This is a genomic window from Allobaileyella intestinalis (assembly GCF_009695865.1).
Classification (GTDB): domain Bacteria; phylum Bacillota; class Clostridia; order Peptostreptococcales; family Anaerovoracaceae; genus Allobaileyella; species Allobaileyella intestinalis.
This window is the reverse complement of record NZ_VUNB01000006.1, coordinates 23,392-39,927: the sequence shown is the minus strand read 5'-3', so window position 1 is coordinate 39,927 and position 16,536 is coordinate 23,392. Positions and strand designations below refer to the sequence as shown.

The 16,536-nt window shown below is 46.9% G+C and carries 17 protein-coding genes and 1 other RNA gene; 2 read left to right on the top strand and 16 right to left on the bottom strand.

Going from position 1 to position 16,536, the window contains the following annotated elements; translation table 11 throughout:
• Positions 1-7: 7 nt before the first annotated feature.
• From uvrB to thrH, 5 genes are all read right to left on the bottom strand, one after another.
• The gene (gene uvrB / locus FYJ66_RS07785; protein ID WP_154572947.1) at positions 8-1,981 is read right to left on the bottom strand and encodes an excinuclease ABC subunit UvrB; all 1,974 of its coding nucleotides are present in this window, start codon (positions 1,979-1,981) and stop codon (positions 8-10) included.
• A gap of 64 nt (positions 1,982-2,045) precedes the next feature.
• Positions 2,046-3,158, bottom strand: coding sequence for a cation diffusion facilitator family transporter (locus FYJ66_RS07780; protein WP_154572946.1), 1,113 nt, complete (start codon positions 3,156-3,158; stop codon positions 2,046-2,048).
• A 12-nt stretch (positions 3,159-3,170) separates the two neighbouring features.
• Positions 3,171-3,554, bottom strand: a complete 384-nt coding sequence (locus FYJ66_RS07775; RefSeq protein WP_154572945.1) for a thioesterase family protein — start codon at positions 3,552-3,554, stop codon at positions 3,171-3,173.
• A gap of 163 nt (positions 3,555-3,717) precedes the next feature.
• Positions 3,718-4,497 (bottom strand): mechanosensitive ion channel family protein, encoded by a 780-nt coding sequence (locus tag FYJ66_RS07770; protein ID WP_154572944.1) that lies wholly within the window; start codon positions 4,495-4,497, stop codon positions 3,718-3,720.
• A 166-nt stretch (positions 4,498-4,663) separates the two neighbouring features.
• A complete protein-coding gene (gene thrH, locus FYJ66_RS07765) occupies positions 4,664-5,263 on the bottom strand; it encodes a bifunctional phosphoserine phosphatase/homoserine phosphotransferase ThrH (protein WP_154572943.1) in 600 nt (199 codons plus the stop codon).
• 253 nt (positions 5,264-5,516) lie between these two features.
• Here thrH and buk point away from each other — a divergent pair, with 253 nt between their 5' ends.
• A complete protein-coding gene (gene buk / locus FYJ66_RS07760) occupies positions 5,517-6,686 on the top strand; it encodes a butyrate kinase (RefSeq protein ID WP_154572942.1) in 1,170 nt (389 codons plus the stop codon).
• A 342-nt stretch (positions 6,687-7,028) separates the two neighbouring features.
• The gene (locus FYJ66_RS07755; RefSeq protein ID WP_154572941.1) at positions 7,029-9,494 is read left to right on the top strand and encodes a sensor domain-containing phosphodiesterase; all 2,466 of its coding nucleotides are present in this window, start codon (positions 7,029-7,031) and stop codon (positions 9,492-9,494) included.
• 65 nt (positions 9,495-9,559) lie between these two features.
• Here the strand turns inward: FYJ66_RS07755 and recR are convergent, their stop codons facing one another.
• The 11 genes from recR to infA all read right to left on the bottom strand — a co-directional run bounded on the left by recR (position 9,560) and on the right by infA (position 16,530).
• The gene (gene recR, locus FYJ66_RS07750; RefSeq protein WP_154572940.1) at positions 9,560-10,162 is read right to left on the bottom strand and encodes a recombination mediator RecR; all 603 of its coding nucleotides are present in this window, start codon (positions 10,160-10,162) and stop codon (positions 9,560-9,562) included.
• Between the two features lie 32 nt (positions 10,163-10,194).
• The gene (locus FYJ66_RS07745; RefSeq protein WP_154572939.1) at positions 10,195-10,545 is read right to left on the bottom strand and encodes a YbaB/EbfC family nucleoid-associated protein; all 351 of its coding nucleotides are present in this window, start codon (positions 10,543-10,545) and stop codon (positions 10,195-10,197) included.
• A gap of 45 nt (positions 10,546-10,590) precedes the next feature.
• On the bottom strand, positions 10,591-12,654 hold the full coding sequence (gene dnaX, locus FYJ66_RS07740) for a DNA polymerase III subunit gamma/tau (RefSeq protein ID WP_154572938.1): 2,064 nt from the start codon (positions 12,652-12,654) through the stop codon (positions 10,591-10,593).
• 87 nt (positions 12,655-12,741) lie between these two features.
• Positions 12,742-12,841, bottom strand: an RNA gene (gene ffs / locus FYJ66_RS07735) — signal recognition particle sRNA small type.
• Between the two features lie 231 nt (positions 12,842-13,072).
• Positions 13,073-13,414, bottom strand: coding sequence for a 50S ribosomal protein L17 (gene rplQ, locus FYJ66_RS07730; RefSeq protein ID WP_154572937.1), 342 nt, complete (start codon positions 13,412-13,414; stop codon positions 13,073-13,075).
• Between the two features lie 19 nt (positions 13,415-13,433).
• On the bottom strand, positions 13,434-14,381 hold the full coding sequence (locus FYJ66_RS07725) for a DNA-directed RNA polymerase subunit alpha (protein WP_154572936.1): 948 nt from the start codon (positions 14,379-14,381) through the stop codon (positions 13,434-13,436).
• A 51-nt stretch (positions 14,382-14,432) separates the two neighbouring features.
• Positions 14,433-15,020, bottom strand: coding sequence for a 30S ribosomal protein S4 (gene rpsD / locus FYJ66_RS07720; protein WP_154572935.1), 588 nt, complete (start codon positions 15,018-15,020; stop codon positions 14,433-14,435).
• A 22-nt stretch (positions 15,021-15,042) separates the two neighbouring features.
• On the bottom strand, positions 15,043-15,438 hold the full coding sequence (rpsK, locus tag FYJ66_RS07715; RefSeq protein ID WP_077391472.1) for a 30S ribosomal protein S11: 396 nt from the start codon (positions 15,436-15,438) through the stop codon (positions 15,043-15,045).
• Positions 15,439-15,457: 19 nt separating this feature from the next.
• The gene (gene rpsM, locus FYJ66_RS07710) at positions 15,458-15,823 is read right to left on the bottom strand and encodes a 30S ribosomal protein S13 (RefSeq protein WP_154572934.1); all 366 of its coding nucleotides are present in this window, start codon (positions 15,821-15,823) and stop codon (positions 15,458-15,460) included.
• Positions 15,824-16,115: 292 nt separating this feature from the next.
• Entirely contained in the window at positions 16,116-16,229 is a 114-nt protein-coding gene (gene rpmJ / locus FYJ66_RS07705; RefSeq protein WP_077391474.1) for a 50S ribosomal protein L36, read from the bottom strand.
• An 82-nt stretch (positions 16,230-16,311) separates the two neighbouring features.
• Positions 16,312-16,530 carry a translation initiation factor IF-1 gene (infA, locus tag FYJ66_RS07700; protein WP_077391475.1) on the bottom strand — a complete coding sequence of 73 codons (219 nt, stop codon included), beginning with the start codon at positions 16,528-16,530 and terminating at the stop codon, positions 16,312-16,314.
• Between the last annotated feature and the right edge of the window lie 6 nt (positions 16,531-16,536).

The window sequence follows — 16,536 nt, the reverse complement described above, 5'->3', positions numbered from 1 at the left end:
CTTCCTCCTAGGACCGCTTGCTGCTCCTTAAGTCAAAGAGCATGTCGCGGAGTTCTGCTGCCCGCTCGAACTCCAGATTTGCAGCGGCCTCTTTCATTTCCTTTTCCAGGTTCTTAATGGCTTCCTTCATCTCACGGCCAGTCATCTCCTCTGGCTTCTTGATCTTGCCATCTCCCGTATATGCCTTTGTGGCCTCAATTACATCTCTTATAGGTTTAACGATGGTGTGAGGCACAATGCCGTGTTCCTTGTTGTATTTATCCTGGACGGTGCGGCGGCGGGAAGTCTCATCGATGGTATATCTCATGGCTTTACTGATATGATCGCCATACATGATAACCCGTCCATGTTCGTTTCTTGCAGCCCTTCCTACTGTCTGTATCAGAGATGTTTCAGTTCTCAGGAACCCTTCCTTATCTGCATCCAGTATGGCGATCAGCGAAACCTCAGGCAGGTCCAGTCCTTCCCTGAGGAGGTTGATGCCTACGAGAACATCAAATTCTCCCAGACGCAGGTCTCTTATTATTTCCAGTCTCTCGAAGTTGTCGATGTCCGAGTGAAGATATCTTACTCTTATTCCGGAGTTTCTCAGATAGGTTGTAAGGTCTTCCGCCATTCTCTTGGTTAGGGTGGTTATCAGAACCCTCTCCCCCTTATCTGTAGTCTTGTAGATTTCTCCAATAAGGTCATCTATCTGCCCTTCTGTAGGCCTTACCTCTATTGGCGGGTCCAGAAGGCCCGTTGGCCTGATGAGCTGCTCCGCAGTAATACCTGCTGAGTGCTCGATTTCGTATTTTCCCGGAGTTGCACTTACGTATACGGTCTGTCCCACCAGGTCTTCAAATTCCTCAAACTTAAGAGGCCTGTTGTCCAGAGCTGAAGGCAGCCTGAAACCGTACTCCACCAGGGAACTTTTCCTTGCCCTGTCCCCGTTATACATGGCTCTCAGCTGGGGAAGCATGGCGTGGGACTCATCGATGATTACAAGAAAATCCTCCGGGAAGTAATCCAGAAGGGTGTATGGCCTCTCCCCAGGTTTAAGGAAGTTCAAGTGCCTTGAATAGTTCTCTATGCCCTTGCATCTGCCAACTTCCATCATCATCTCAATGTCAAAGTTTGTCCTCTGCTCAAGGCGCTCTGCCTCCAGCAGCTTTCCATTGGCCTTGAACCAGTCAACTCTTTCCTTCAGTTCTTCCTTGATGGCAGCCACCGCCAGCTCCATGTCCGCCTTATCGGTTACATAGTGAGATGCCGGGAAAATGCTGATATGATTCCTGATTCCGGTTATTTCTCCAGTAACAGGATTCAGCTCCTTGATATCCTCAATCTCGTCGCCGAACATCTCCACCCTGACGGCACTCTCTCCTCCAGCAGGATAAATATCCACCGTATCTCCCCTGGCTCTGAAAGTACCTCTCTGGAAGTCTATGTCGTTTCTTGTATACTGAATATCCACAAGGCGCCGTATAATCTGATCCCTGTCGATCTCCATGCCCGTCCGCAGGCTGAGCAGCTGATTGCGGTAAGATTTTGGAGAACCCAGGCCGTAGATACACGAAACACTGGCGACGACTATTACATCTCTCCTCTCAAGAAGAGCTGCCGTTGCACTGTGTCTCAGCTTATCAATTTCGTCGTTGATATCCGCATCTTTCTCGATATAGGTGTCTGTGGAAGGCACGTACGCCTCCGGCTGGTAGAAGTCGTAGTACGACACGAAGTATTCAACAGCATTTTCCGGAAAAAATTCTTTAAACTCCCCGTGAAGTTGTGCGGCAAGAGTCTTGTTGTGGGAAATTACCAGGGTTGGTTTCTGTACCCTCTCGATTATCTTCGCCATGGAAAAGGTCTTACCGGATCCAGTTACTCCCATGAGGGTCTGGTGCTTGTTACCCATCTGAATGCTGTTAACGATATTATCCACGGCCCGGGGCTGGTCCCCCATCATGTCGAAATCCGAATGAACCTTAAATTCAGGCATTTCTCCTCCCGTACATTAACAAAACTGCAATACTTCTTTAACACTTACAATGCCGCCATATCCGTCAGTCGCTGGTGTCGCTGTCCATGGCTACGTTGATCTTGTATTCAGGATATTTTTCCTTAACCTTGTCAACCACCTGCTTCCAGACAGCCCTTCTGTCCTCCGCCTCATAGGCTACTACTACGTCAAAAGAAATTTCATTCTCCTTCTCGTCAAGGTAGAATCCGTGTACCTGAAGGACATAAGGTATATCGGAAGCAATGCGGGTTATCTCATGCCTTATTCCTGCGGCCTTTCCTTCGCAGGTGTTGTAGGAATAGATTCCTATTCCGGTCATGATCACTCCGTGTTTCTTGGCCACAACGGAAGTAATCTTCCGGCTCAGGGCATCTATGTCTGCAGCGTCCATGGAATCCGGTACTTCAATATGAACGGAACCCAGCCATCTGTCCGGTCCGTAACTGTGCATTACAAGGTCATAGGCTCCCCGCACATCGTCAAAGGAAGCTATGGTCTTCTTTATTTCCTTTGCCAGATCACTGTCAACCCTTTCTCCCAGTATCTGGCTGTATGCGTCCTTCATCATGTCAATTCCGGCTTTTACGATAACCAGGGAGATAACTGCAGCCAGATATGCTTCCAGTTTAAGTCCTGTTCCAATGAAAATAACAGCTGCCACCAGTGTAGATGCAGATATTATGGAATCCATGAGGGCATCCTGACCGGAAGCGATTAACGATCCGGAGTTCACTTTCTCTCCTGTCTTCTTCACATAAGAGCCAAGGAGGATCTTAACCACTACTGCCACAGCAACAATAATAAGTGCCAGCTTGGTGTATTCAGGAGTTACAGGATGAATTATCTTCTTGCCGGACTCCACCAGGGATGTTATTCCTGCATATAGAACTATGACTGCTATAACCATTGCAGACAGGTATTCTACTCTGCCGTGGCCAAATGGATGTTCCCTGTCTGGGGCCTTTCCTGCCAGCTTTGTTCCTACAATTGTAATGACTGATGAAAGAACATCACTCAGATTGTTGACTGCGTCCATGACGATGGCGATGGATCCAACAGCAAGTCCGATGAACGCCTTGAATCCTGCAAGAAAAATATTGGCCACTATTCCAACTATACTGGTTCTTACAATAATACTGTCTCTGTTCTCTTCCATACTTACACCTTCTTACTTAAGCTTATCTCTGCACTTCTCCAGGAAGGACTGGTTGTCTACTATGAATCTCTCGTGAGTTCCCTCTCCAATCAGCCCTTTCTCATCAAAAGCCTTTACCGAGAACACCAGCTTCCTCCTGTCTGATTGGATCAGCTCTGTTTCACAGGTAACCTTCATTCCCACCGGAGTAGGGGATACGTGGCTCACCTCTATTCTGGTTCCCACGGTGCTCTGCCCTTCCTTCAAATTACCGGCTACAGATGATGCAGCCGTGCCTTCAATTAGGCTTATCATGCAGGGCGTAGCAAATACCTCAAGAGAACCGCTTCCTGCCTTTGCAGCAGTCATTTCATCTGTCACTGTTATCTCCCTGAAGCCTTTAATTCCTGTCTCCATAAGTTCTCCTTTTCCGAACAAAAGTTCTTTTTTATTATATCAATCTCATATTTGATTTCAATGAATTTCCCAGAAAAAAGAGCCGCTCCTTAAGCGACTCAAAGGTCCTGCTTCAGGTGTTTCTACTCTGCCCGAAGCTTCCTTCCTTACTATTTCATATATTTCATATATTATGTACGTCTATCTGCTGGAACGGAATTTCCAGACCCGTATCCACCACTACCTTCTGAAGCTCGGTCATTGCCTTTCTCCACACTGGCCATTTTTCAGCCGGTGAGCATTTGAAACGGATTTTATAGATTACGGCAGAACTGTCAAATCTCTGAACTCCCATGTACTGGCAGTACTCCACATCCTGGATTCTGTCGATAGCCTCCGCAGCCCTGGTAAGAATTTTTTTTACATCTTCCGGATCCTCGTCGTAACGAAGGGGCAGGTCAATGTCGTATATTCCGCAGACCACTGAAGTAGCCGATATATTTCTGTTGCAAATGGTAACAAGATTGCCGCTGTTTACATCTTTCAGCTGTGTAGTTAGCAGGGTGAATGAAGTAACTATGCCCTCCACATCATTGATAATGACCACATCTCCATACTTGAAGGCCTTATCGCTGACAATGTGAAGTCCCATAATCAGGTCTTTGAAAATGTCCTGCATGGCCAGTCCCACCAGGGCACCGGCAACGCCCACTCCTGCGACCATAGAGGATATGTTCACACCGTTTATCTGCAGAATGGCGAACACCACAAGAATGCCCACCAGAACCCTTATGGTCCTCAGCACCGACCGTATCATGGACATCACCCGGTGATCCGGATCATTTCTTTTTATATATCCCCTGCAGATTTTCTCCAGAATGGCCATAACCACCACTGCAAGCAGTACAACCACAGCACTGGCGAATATCTCCGTAGACATGATTCGTTCTAATATTTTTTCCAAAACTATACTCCTGACCGACTATTTCCTTATCCACCGAATGATACCACGTTAATGTGCAGGGTGAAAGGCGGATTTTTGCAAAAAACAAGAAGCTGTCCCCTGTTGAAAAGAAAATGGGTGCAGCTTCTTGATAATTCTCGTCGGTTAAACAGCGAATACCCGCAGCTTACAGAGCGGCGCAGATTCCGTCGAATAAATCGGAAAACTCCTCGAATGCGGGAATGTCCGGATAAGATGCCTTGATTGCCTCAGTGCTTCTGAAGAGGAATCCTGCTTTACTTGCCTGAATCATTGCCAGGTCGTTAAAGCTGTCTCCTGCAGCAATGGTGTCGAATCCGATAGACTGAAGGCCCTTCACCGTCGTAAGCTTTGACTTAGGACACCTCATGATGAAATCAGTGATGTTTCCCTCCTGGTCTACTTCCAGCTCGTTGCAGAAAATTGTAGGATATCCCAGTTTTGCCACCAGAGGGGAGGCGAATTGGGTAAAGGTATCACTGAGTATTATGACCTGGGTCTTCTTCCTCAGTTCGTCCAGGAATTCCTTTGCCCCAGGCAGTGGATCTATGGTGTTTATAATGGCCTGAACATCTGCCAGCTTTAATCCGTGATCTCTCAAAGTATCAAGCCTGAAATTCATCAGCTTATCGTAATCTGGTTCGTCCCTGGTGGTCTTCCTCAGCTCGGGAATACCGCTGGCCTCTGCAAATGCGATCCATATTTCCGGAACCAGAACCCCTTCCATATCCAGACATACTACATTCATATTAATCCCCCTGTCCGCATCTCTATTGTAAGATTCCACAAATTTGTAATGCTGAGTATATCAGATTCGATAAATTCCGTCAATTGCGAATTTATGTCCGTCCTAGGCGGAACATAGTCTCTGCCTTGTTTTCTCCTGTATTTTCACAGAAACAGCACATTTAAGCCTAAGTTTTTCCTTTCAGATTGGCTTTCAAAACCTTATAATAAAATAAATATGAAAAATTAATTTAAACAACAGGAGGGTTATACCAATGGGTAACAAGACCGAAAGAATCCTGGTTCTCAACCTGGGTTCTACATCCAGCAAGATTGCTGTATATGACGATACAAAGGAAGTTTTCAAAGAGACAATCCGCCACTCCCAGGAGGAGATGAGCCAGTTCAAGGGTGTTATCGATCAGTTCGAGTTCAGAAGAGACAAGATCTATGATGCTCTCAAGAAGAACGGAATCACCACAGATTCTCTGACAGCAGTATGCTCAAGAGGCGGAAACATCATCGCATGTCCTCACGGCGCTATTGAGATTGACCAGGAGATGGTTGACTACCTTACAAGACCTGAGGAGCTCTATCCTCACGCTTCCCTGCTGGGCAGCCTTGTTGCCTTCGACCTGAAGAAGCAGTATGGCATTCCTGCATGCATCTACGATGCTATCGGAACAGACGAGATGCAGCCAATTGCAAGAGTAACAGGAGTTCCTGAGATTCCTCGCTTCACAGTAGGTCACACACTGAACACAAGAGCCATGGCTATCAAGTGTGCTGAGGAAGTACTGCACAAGGACTTCGATGACTGCACATTCATCGTTGCACATTTGGGCGGCGGTTCTTCTATACGTCTTTATCACAAGGGAACCAACATTGATGCCGTTAACGATGACGAGGGCAACTTCACACCAGAAAGAGGCGGCGGAGTAAGCGCTAAGGAGCTCATCGGATTCACAGCCAAGAAACTGGCTGAGGGCAAGACTGTAAAGGATGTAGTTAAGAGATTCCACGGCGAGGGCGGTCTGAAGGCTCACCTGGGTACTACAGATGCCATCGAAGTTGAGAAGATGATCGAAGCCGGCGATGAGTATGCAAAGATCGTTTACGACGCAATGGCATACAGAGTTGCCAAGGATATCGGCACACTGGCAGTTCCTGTTGCAGGAAAGGTTGATAGAATCATCCTTACCGGAGGTATTGCCTACTCCAAGATGCTCACACAGAACATCATCAAGCTCGTTGACTGGATTGCTCCTGTAGAAGTAATGGCAGGTGAGTACGAGATGGAGGCTCTGGCAGGTGGTGCTCTCAGAGTACTTCAGGGCAAGGAGAAGCTCCAGAACTTCGGACAGATCAAGGCAAGCGCCACAGATCGTATCCGCATCTGCCAGGGAGTTGAGCCTTATACTTCCCCTGCAAAGTATCACGAATAGTGATATCAGCAATCGGATAATAATTTTCAACTAATGAGAAGAGTCGGTCCCAAATCAATTTGGGACCGCCTTTTTTACGAATACACGAATACTCTTGAGAATAAAAATTCATGGCCATGGCTTCCTTGTCATTCCATTATTTCATCTCAACAACTGAATTCTCCGCTAATTTACATGGCAGAGTACACATTGTATTTTTCCCTGAACTATCCCTTCTCTCCAAAATTTCCTTCTCACTTTTTCCTGAAATACGCTATAATTTACATTATTTGTTTTTTTGTGTATTATTTATCTGTATGTTGATTTATTCTTATTATTGTATTTTTATTAAGGGACTGGTTAATGCTTGACGAACGATATCTTATAGATAATATTCAGAGTGCTGTTGATAAGGGGGAAATAGAGGTCTGGTTTCAGCCTCACATAAGGTCTCTATCCGGTAAAGTCTCTTCCTTCGAGGCTCTGGCCCGATGGAGGGATTCTGAACACGGTCTTATTTCACCGGTTCTGTTCATAGCACCACTGGAGAAGCACCATCTTATCCATATTCTGGATATGCATATTATAGAAGAAGTATGCAAACTGTACCGCCGTGAAGTTGAGGCCGGCCGCAGCGTTGTTCCTGTGTCTGTAAACCTGTCTCTTGAAGACTTTCAGTCAACTGATATCGTAGAATTTATAGAAGACTGCACCCGGCATTATGATATTCCACACAGCTATCTCAAGATTGAGATCACAGAAACCATGGTCAGGGGCGACCCTGTTTTTCTTCACGAACAGATGGAACGCTTGTCCAGAGGCGGCTTTGAAGTGTGGATGGACGATTTCGGCAGCGGCTACAGCTCCCTTAACGTTTTAAAAGATTATCACATAGATGTTCTTAAGATAGACAAGGGATTTTTCACTTCATTTTCCAGAAAATCCCGCTCCATCATTTCTTCTGTTATCCAGATGTCCAAGGAAATAGGCATCCAGACTCTTGCAGAAGGAGTGGAAACAGATGATCAGTTCCGCTTCCTGCGGGATGCAGGTTGTGAGTTCATTCAGGGATATTATTTTGCCAAACCTGCTCCCTACGACCAGGTCATTCAGATTTTGAAAAAGCACCACCTGGTTATGGAGACCAGAAGCGAAGCACCTTTCTGGGACAAGGTTGGTGAGATTAACCTCAAAACCGACGCTCCCATCGCCATTCTGGAGGACGATTTTCTCCGTTTGAAAACAGTATTCGTAAGCAAGGGACACGATATAGAGAGGACAAACTGCGGGCTTATGCCGGTGTTTACGGGAGGAGATTATTTTTCCCAGGAGGAATCTTACCTGGGTTCACAGATAATTCCTTTCCTTCGAGCTCTTCCACAGGAGGGAAAAGAATTCCGCCACTTCGTAAGCTACGAAGGCAACTACCTTCAGATAACTGCCTGTGAAGTCACCAGAAATTCTTCCAGCCGGATCTATCTGATAAAGCTGGCCAATATTTCCATGTCTGACAGCACCTTGGCCAATTCTACTCTTAACGGCCTCCTCCGTGACAGCATGAGAATTTTCAACAAGATTTCCATACTGAACACTGAGACCCGCACCCTGGAGTTCGTGTGGGGTGAGAACAACGGTTTTGTGAAAAAAAGAGGGTTCCTTGACCGCTACATTGACGACATTCTGGAGAATCACCTTTTTCCTGAAGACATCAACCGCTTCCGGAGCTTCTTAGATCTTGAGACCCTGGAAAAGAGATGCCTTCTCACTGACACAGGATTCGTATCAGACATATTCAGATTCAAAAACCCAGATGGCACAACCACCTGGCATGAAATTTGCATCATGTGCGGTAAAGGGAAAAACAAAGGCTATGTTGTAGCCTTCCGCCATAAGGCAACCATAAACCCGACGGTATCCCGAAAGATCTACGAAGGGTTCACGCCTCTTATGGCAGCCTCCGATCTTCCTGCTGTTACAGGGTCAGGCACTGAAGAGCTGACCGTACCTGACATGTGGCGCAACCTCATTTCCGGAAGCACTCTCATGTTCTTCTGGAAAGACAGAAACCGCAGGTTTCTGGGGGCATCAAATGCTTTTCTGCAGTATTTCGGCATTAATAGGGTTTCAGAAATCATAGGAAAAACTGACGAGGATATGGGCTGGCACATTAATTCAGCTCCCTATTATAACGACGAGCACGCTGTTTTAAATGAAGGAAAACACGTTATCTCAAGCCCAGGAAAATGCATTGCGAAAGGCGTTCTCCGCAATATTATGGCTACTAAGCTGCCTCTCTATAAAGACGGGCAGATTACAGGGCTGATTGGTTACTTCGTAGATTCAGACAGCACCCTTGAGAAGAATGCCAGAGATGCTCTCCGCATTTTCATTGATGAAGAAACTGGTTTTCTCAATCCCCGGGGATTCATGGCGACCCTGAGAGAGTATACCCTGTCCTGGGAGGAGAACCGCACGGATTTTGTTATGGAGAAATTCCACCTTCACGGTTATTCCAGAGTTCTGGAGGAGCTGGGCAGGGAGAACACCGCCATAGTAATGCAGGAAGTATCCCATCAGATCCGCAGCACAGCTGGAAATAAAGCTGTCATAAGCTATGCAGGAAACGGAGATATTTTCATGCTGTTCCAGCCAAAAAACTCCGTTGAATTCAGAAAATTCTCAAAAAATATTTCTGATTCTATCCAGTCCGTCCACAGGGCCCGGAACTTGAAATTCACCTTTTTTGTAAAAACCAAGGCAGTCCGTTACAGCGACTCTCCTGAGATTAACAGCATAATCAAGACAATTTACGATAACCCTGCAGAGTAAGGGATCTGCAAATCCCCCAATACTCCTCACAATCAAAAAAGCGCCGGATGGCGCTTTTTTTCATATCATATCTCTCTTCTGCCTTCCATTGCCTTCAGCAGGGTGATCTCATCCGCATACTCAAGATCCCCTCCCACCGGTATTCCGTGGGCGATTCTTGTTATCTTTATGCCTGTGGGCTTAAGGAGCCGGGCAATATACATGGCCGTAGCCTCTCCTTCAATGTTTGGGTTGGTTGCCACGATGATCTCCTTAACCCGGTCATCCTTCTGGAGCCTCACAATAAGGGACTTCAGATTAATCTCGTTTGGACCGATTCCTTCTGCCGGAGAAATTGCCCCGTGAAGAACGTGATATCTCCCTCTGTACTCCCGGATTCGCTCCATGGCTATAACGTCCTGAGGCGTTTCCACCACACAAATGACGGAGGGATCTCTGGTCTCGTCGCTGCAATAAATACACGGATCCTGGTCGGTGAGATTCCCGCAGATTGAACAGTAGTGGAGACTTCTCCTGGCACCTACAATGGAATCTGCCAGATTCTCAGCCTCCTGATCGCTGAGAGACAAAATGTGAAAAGCCAGTCTCTGGGCGGTCTTCCCCCCTATTCCCGGCAATTTCGACAATTCATTTACAAGCCTGTTCAGCGGCCGCGGATATTCCCTCATCTGCTCTCCTTCTTATGACTGCAGTGCTGGGTTTACAGTCCCGGAATGTTAAGTCCTCCTGTAATTCCCCTCATCTGCTCTTCAACCAGCTCATCTACCTGTCTCATTCCCTCATTTACCGCTGCAATGATGAGATCCTGCAGCATTTCAGGATCCTCAGGATCGATAACGTCCTTATCCAGCTTCAGTGCCGTCAGCTCCTTGTTGCCGTTTACAGTAACTTCAACGGCGCCGCCTCCGGCAGTAGTTGTCACTTCCTTTTCTCCCAGGTGTGCCTGGGCCTCTTCCATCTCTCTCTGCATAGCCTGAACCTGCTTCAGCTGCTGCTGCATGCTTCCTCCACCAGTCTTAGGCTTCTTGCCAGCTCTCATTCCTCTTCCCATTTCAGTCCTTTCCGGGCTTTGCCCATACAAATCGCTTTTTATATCTTAGTCTATTGTAAACTTTATTCCTTGTCCCAGCACGTTCTTAACCTGGGACTCTACATCCTCATCAGCGGAAGATTCCTCTTCATCCATGAAATCTTCTATTTCGTCCTGGTTTTCCATGGAAAAATTTTCTACTTCCGGCGGTACGTAATCGGCAGGAGGCGTGATGTAGTCTTCCTCATCATATGGGCCTTCTGGTCCTTCATAGAAATATTCTGTTTCCTCATCATCTGGCTGAAAAACCGGTTCTTCTGATGCTCTGCCGCCAGACTGGGCCTTTTTCAGCTGTGCCAGTGCCGCCAGAGCCTCAATACTCTTTGCCGAGTTCTGATCTGAGGAATTGCCATCCCTTGCGGAATTCTGCTGTTTTTTGGAAGCCTTTGCAACGCTTTCGTTTGCTTTCTTCTCTCTGATGGTAACAAAATAACTGTTTCCATACCTGGATTTAACCAGTTGATTTATTTCGTCCTTCATATTGCCGGCCAGGGCCAGTGTGCGCTTTTTCAGGGCAGATATCATCACTTCCCCGTCCAGAACTGCTGTCAGTTCCAGATTCATGAAAATCACGTGATTAGAAGGGCTTCTGCTTTCCATTTCCTTCACTATGAAGTTCCACATCTGTTTCAGATCTGCTGATGATGCCGTATTCTGTATTCCATCAACAGATGGTGAGGTTGATGGTGGTGTCCCTTTGATCTGCCTGGAAGTACCTGATGATTTTTGACTTTCTCCTGAATTTCCTTGGGCAGCAGCCATGGCTCTGGAAGTCATGGCAGTTCTAGGAGCAGCCTTCGGTTTTCCTTTGCCGGCCTCAGGCCTTTTCTTACTGGAAACTGGAGCCTGTGCTGAACTGACTCTTCCCCTGGCAGCCTCCGCCCTTCCTGCTGAAACAGGTTCAACTGGCGCAGCTGGTGCAACTCCTCTGGCAGAAACTGCCGGTGCAGCTGGAACAGCCGGAACCGATGTATTCAAAATACCCGTATTGCCCGTCATCAGCTGCACAGCCGCTGTCTCGAGAAGGACTCTCCCTTGAGAGGAGTACTTTCCCAGGTTACCCATCTGTGTCAGGTGATTTATGTCACCTGTAATAGTTCCAATGTCCACCATAGATGCCTGTTCCCTGAGTCTCTCCATGTTCTCAGGGGAAACTTTCACCAGGACCTCTGGCTTCTCAGACATTTTGACCACCATCAGGTCCCTCATGTGATTTACCCACTCAGAAAGGAGAATCTTTGGATCCGCCCCCGAACGGATGGCCTGGTCGATTACCTCCATAGCTCCGTTCATATTCTGACGGAAAACATTCTCTGTAAGTCCAAGGTAAAAATCCCTGCCTGCATTTCCTGTGTATTCCGTTACCAGTTCTTCTGTTACCGGATCATCACCGGCACTTATGCACTGTTCAAGAGTGCTCAGGGCATCTCTCACCGACCCGTCAGAACTTCTTGCTATCATCCTGAGGGCCTGCTCAGTTATATTCACATTTTTCCTGGAACAAATGGCCGCCATTCCTTCCGTCAGCTCATTCTCCGAAACTCTCTTGAAATTCAGGGTCATGCACCGGGAACGGATTGTAGGCTTGACCTTCTCCGGATCAGTTGTGGCCAGTATAAAAACCACATACTCCGGCGGTTCTTCCAGTGTCTTAAGGAAGGCGTTCTCCGCTGAATCCGTAAGCATGTGAACCTCGTCGATAATATATATCTTGTATTTACCCAGAACAGGTGGATAATACACGGAGTCAATTAGTGAGCGGATATCGTCTACCTTGTTGTTGGAGGCAGCATCTATCTCGATTACATCCATGTACTTGCCGTCTCTTATGGCCTTGCAGTTCTCACACTTGCCGCAGGGAAGCTGTTCTCCATCTCCCGTGCAGTTCAGGGCTTTGGCCAGTATCCTTGCTGTTGTAGTCTTTCCCGTACCTCTTATTCCAGTAAAAAGGTAGGCCTGGTTCACCGTCCCTGTACGCAGCTGGTTCTGAAGGATCTTCACAATATGCTTCTGACCGATCATTTCTTCAAAAGTTTCCGGTCTTTCAGATCTATACAGTGCAAAATGCATATTCTTCCCTCCCTTCCAGGCATTCCGGATTTCGTATCACTTCGTCTTCTTCTTAAATGAAAAAAACGCCCTTAGATAGCTTGCAGAATCAACGAGGCTTTGCTGCGGCACACGAGATGATCCGCTTATTGCTGCTTCCTCTCGGACCTGACAAGGTTCACGGTATCCCGTTGCGCAGGGCCCCGAAGCTCTGCAAGCTGTCTAAGAGCGCTGTTAGTTATTATAATAAAACATCCTGTGGCTGTCAATCACAGTGTGAAACTGTCATCACGACTTCCTTATCTGCATGTATCCGTCCATATCAAATTTCATCCAAATAATCTGCGAGTTATAACTATGAAAAAGACTGTAGAGAAGGCAACCCATTCTCCACAGTCTATCATATCCGCTTTATATCTCAGCGCCAGGTTTATGGAAACTATACAAGCTCCAGATATACGACCTCAGCATTGTCTCCCTGCCGTGGTCCCAGCTTCAGAATTCTTGTATATCCGCCGTTTCTAGCCTCATATCTTGGAGCAATCTCCTCGAAGAGCTTTGTAACAACGTCTTCATCAATAATGACCTCCAGTGCCTGTCTTCTGGCATGCAGGTCTCCACGCTTGCCAAGAGTAATCATCTTCTCTGCAAGTCTGCGGGCTTCCTTGGCTCTGTTTTCGGTAGTTGTGATTCTGCCTTCTCTCAGAAGGTCAGTCACAAGATTTCTGAGCATGGACTTTCTGTGCGCAGTATCTCTGCCCAGTTTTCTGTAACCGTTCATTCCCCGTTACTCCTTTCAGTTAGTTTTCGTCATTAGGCTTGAGGCTCAGTCCCAGCTCAGCAAGCTTGTTCTTTACCTCAACAAGGGACTTCATTCCCATGTTCCTTACCTTCATCATGTCCTCTTCAGTCCTCTGAGTCAGCTCCTCAACTGTGTTGATTGAAGCTCTCTTCAGGCAGTTAAATGAACGTACGGACAGCTCCAGCTCTTCGATAGTCATCTCAAGAGCCTTTTCCTTTCTGTCCTCGTCCTTCTCGATCATGAATTCCATTCCTTTTACGTCAGAACCCAGACCGATGAACAGATTAAGGTGTTCAAGCATGATCTTTGCTCCAATGGATACGCCCTCCTCAGGAGTTATGGATCCATCTGTCCAGAGTTCAAGGATCAGCTTATCGTAATCCGTTACCTGACCTACTCTCGTGTTCTCAACAGTATAATTTACTCTTGTAACAGGTGTGTAGATTGAATCTACTGGGATAACGGAAATAGGTGTGAACTCAGTTTTGTTCTGCTCGGCAGGAACGTATCCTCTGCCGGATGCGATATTCATCTCCATTACCAGTGTAGCGTTCTCTGCCAGTGTGGCAATGTGCAGATCAGGATTGAAGATTTCTGTATCTGAATCAACGATAATGTCAGCGGCAGTTACTTCCTTTGGTCCCACTGCATTGATAATCGCTCTCTTATCCTCGTCGCCTGTGATCTTAACGGCAAGTCTCTTCAGGTTCAGAATAATCTCTGTAACGTCTTCCTTGACGCCAGGGATTGTTGAGAACTCATGGAGAATTCCGTCAATCTTGACAGATGTGATTGCAGCGCCCGGCAGGGAGCTGAGGAGGATTCTTCTCATGCAGTTGCCCAGCGTAGTACCATATCCTCTTTCGAGAGGTTCTACGACGAACTTACCATATTTGCCATCCTCACTGATTTCCTTAGTGATCGTAGGCTTTTCAATTTCGATCATTATGTTCCTCCCTATCTACTTTCCAATCGGTACACCATCATCAGAATTCTACTATCTTGAGTAGAACTCTACGATGTAGTGCTCCTCGATTGGCAGGTCCACATCCTCACGAGCAGGGGCAGCAACGATCTTTCCCTCGAACTTGTCCATGTTGATCTCAATCCACTTAGGAGATGTGATCACCATATCCTTCAGCTCTTTGAACTTAGGGGAAGACTGGGACTTCTCCTTAACGGTTACTACGTCACCAGGCTTAAGCTCCATTGAAGGAATGTTAGCCTTCTTGCCGTTTACCAGGAAGTGACCGTGGTTAACCAGCTGTCTGGCCTCTCTTCTTGTTGCGGCAAATCCCATTCTGAATACTACGTTGTCGAATCTGCTCTCCAGCATGATGAGCAGGTTCTCACCAGCAGAACCAGGTCTCTTGGAAGCCTTCTCAAAAGTAGTTCTGAACTGCTTCTCCTGAAGGCCATACAGGAACTTTACCTTCTGCTTCTCGTTCAGCTGAACACCGTACTCTGACTTTCTTCTTCTGCTCTGCTGAACCTGTCTCTTGGATTTCTTATTTACACCCATGTACTGTGGGGCAATTCCCAGTGCCTTTGCTCTCTTCAGTACAGGCTCTCTGTTCTTAGCCATGTATCGTAACTCCTCCCTTCAATTAGACTCTTCTCTTCTTTGGCGGACGACATCCGTTATGAGGGATAGGTGTGATATCCTTGATCATAGTGATGTTCAGTCCTGCTGTCTGAAGTGCTCTGATAGCAGCTTCTCTTCCGGAGCCCGGTCCCTTTACATAGACTTCAACAGTCTTCAGACCATGCTCCATTGCAGCCTTTGCTGCTACCTCAGCTGCACTCTGAGCAGCGAATGGGGTGGACTTACGGGATCCCTTGAATCCGTTGGATCCGGCGCTGGACCATGAAAGTGCATTTCCGTCCATATCTGTAAGAGTAACGAGAGTGTTGTTAAAGGTAGTCTGGATATGAGCCTGGCCTCTTTCAACGTTCTTACGTTCTCTCTTCTTCTTTCTTACTGTTTTCTTAACAGCAGCCATATTCTCTTACCTCCTGTCCCTACTTCTTCTTACCTGCAAGTCTCTTTGGGCCCTTGCGAGTTCTAGCGTTAGTCTTGGTCTTCTGTCCTCTGACAGGGAGGTTTCTTCTGTGTCTGATTCCTCTGTAGCTGCCGATCTCCATCAACCTCTTGATATTGAGGGAAACTTCTCTTCTCAGATCACCCTCAACCATGTAGTTGTTCTCGATCACCTTTCTGATCTTACCAGCATCTTCCTCGGTAAGATCTCTGACTCTGATGTCAGGATCAATTCCTGCCTCATCCAGGATCTTCTTGGATGTTGCGAGACCAATTCCGTAAATGTAAGTCAGACCGATCTCGATCCTCTTGTCTCTTGGCAGGTCAACTCCGGCAATTCTTGCCATATCTTCCTCCTTTCCCATCTTCCGTCACCAATCCGGGGGCGATATAGACGGGGGTTGCATTAAATAAACTTGCGCAGCAATCCCGGCACTGCCGCGTGCATAGAACACTTTATTTTATCAGTTTTCTGACAAAATTTCCTCAGTTATTACTGTTCTTTTTTGCATACAAAGGAAGAATGCGGTGACGACCATCGCCTCCGCCTTCCTCGTATACACCTGCTGTACTTAATGTCTGCTCATCTGTTTAAATACCACAGTGAGCATCCATCACTTTCCTACCTCTGAAAAGTTCTTAGCCCTGTCTCTGCTTGTGCTTAGGGTTCTCGCAGATTACCATGACCTTGCCATGTCTCTTGATGACCTTGCACTTCTCGCAAATAGGCTTTACTGAAGATCTAACCTTCATTTGCTTTTCCTCCTTATCGTCAGTCGCGGGCAGCCCGCAAGCAGCTCATTCTGCGACTCTGGAAATGTTCTCCAAGGGAAAACTATTTCTCTCTCCAGGTGATCCTGCCTCTTGTCAGATCATATGGAGACAGCTCAACCTTAACCTTGTCCCCTGGCAGGATCCTGATATAGTTCATTCTGATCTTGCCGGAGATATGAGCAAGGACCTCAAATCCGTTCTCCAGCTTTACCTTGAACATCGCGTTTGGCTGTGCGTCCACAACTGTGCCCGTTACCTCGATAGTATCTTTCTTAGACATACTATC

Coding starts and splice junctions, on each gene's coding strand:
- FYJ66_RS07745 (WP_154572939.1), bottom strand. CDS start 10,545: ATGGGAAGAGGAATGAGAGCTGGCAAGAAGCCTAAGACTGGTGGAGGA.
- FYJ66_RS07780 (WP_154572946.1), bottom strand. CDS start 3,158: ATGGAAGAGAACAGAGACAGTATTATTGTAAGAACCAGTATAGTTGGA.
- FYJ66_RS07725 (WP_154572936.1), bottom strand. CDS start 14,381: ATGATCGAAATTGAAAAGCCTACGATCACTAAGGAAATCAGTGAGGAT.
- buk (WP_154572942.1), top strand. CDS start 5,517: ATGGGTAACAAGACCGAAAGAATCCTGGTTCTCAACCTGGGTTCTACA.
- rplQ (WP_154572937.1), bottom strand. CDS start 13,414: ATGAACGGTTACAGAAAACTGGGCAGAGATACTGCGCACAGAAAGTCC.
- dnaX (WP_154572938.1), bottom strand. CDS start 12,654: ATGCATTTTGCACTGTATAGATCTGAAAGACCGGAAACTTTTGAAGAA.
- rpsK (WP_077391472.1), bottom strand. CDS start 15,438: ATGGCTGCTGTTAAGAAAACAGTAAGAAAGAAGAAGAGAGAACGTAAG.
- FYJ66_RS07775 (WP_154572945.1), bottom strand. CDS start 3,554: ATGGAGACAGGAATTAAAGGCTTCAGGGAGATAACAGTGACAGATGAA.
- rpsM (WP_154572934.1), bottom strand. CDS start 15,823: ATGGCAAGAATTGCCGGAGTTGACCTGCCAAGAGACAAGAGGATCGAG.
- infA (WP_077391475.1), bottom strand. CDS start 16,530: ATGTCTAAGAAAGATACTATCGAGGTAACGGGCACAGTTGTGGACGCA.
- rpsD (WP_154572935.1), bottom strand. CDS start 15,020: ATGGCTAAGAACAGAGAGCCTGTACTGAAGAGAGCAAAGGCACTGGGA.
- uvrB (WP_154572947.1), bottom strand. CDS start 1,981: ATGCCTGAATTTAAGGTTCATTCGGATTTCGACATGATGGGGGACCAG.
- recR (WP_154572940.1), bottom strand. CDS start 10,162: ATGAGGGAATATCCGCGGCCGCTGAACAGGCTTGTAAATGAATTGTCG.
- rpmJ (WP_077391474.1), bottom strand. CDS start 16,229: ATGAAGGTTAGATCTTCAGTAAAGCCTATTTGCGAGAAGTGCAAGGTC.
- FYJ66_RS07755 (WP_154572941.1), top strand. CDS start 7,029: ATGCTTGACGAACGATATCTTATAGATAATATTCAGAGTGCTGTTGAT.
- thrH (WP_154572943.1), bottom strand. CDS start 5,263: ATGAATGTAGTATGTCTGGATATGGAAGGGGTTCTGGTTCCGGAAATA.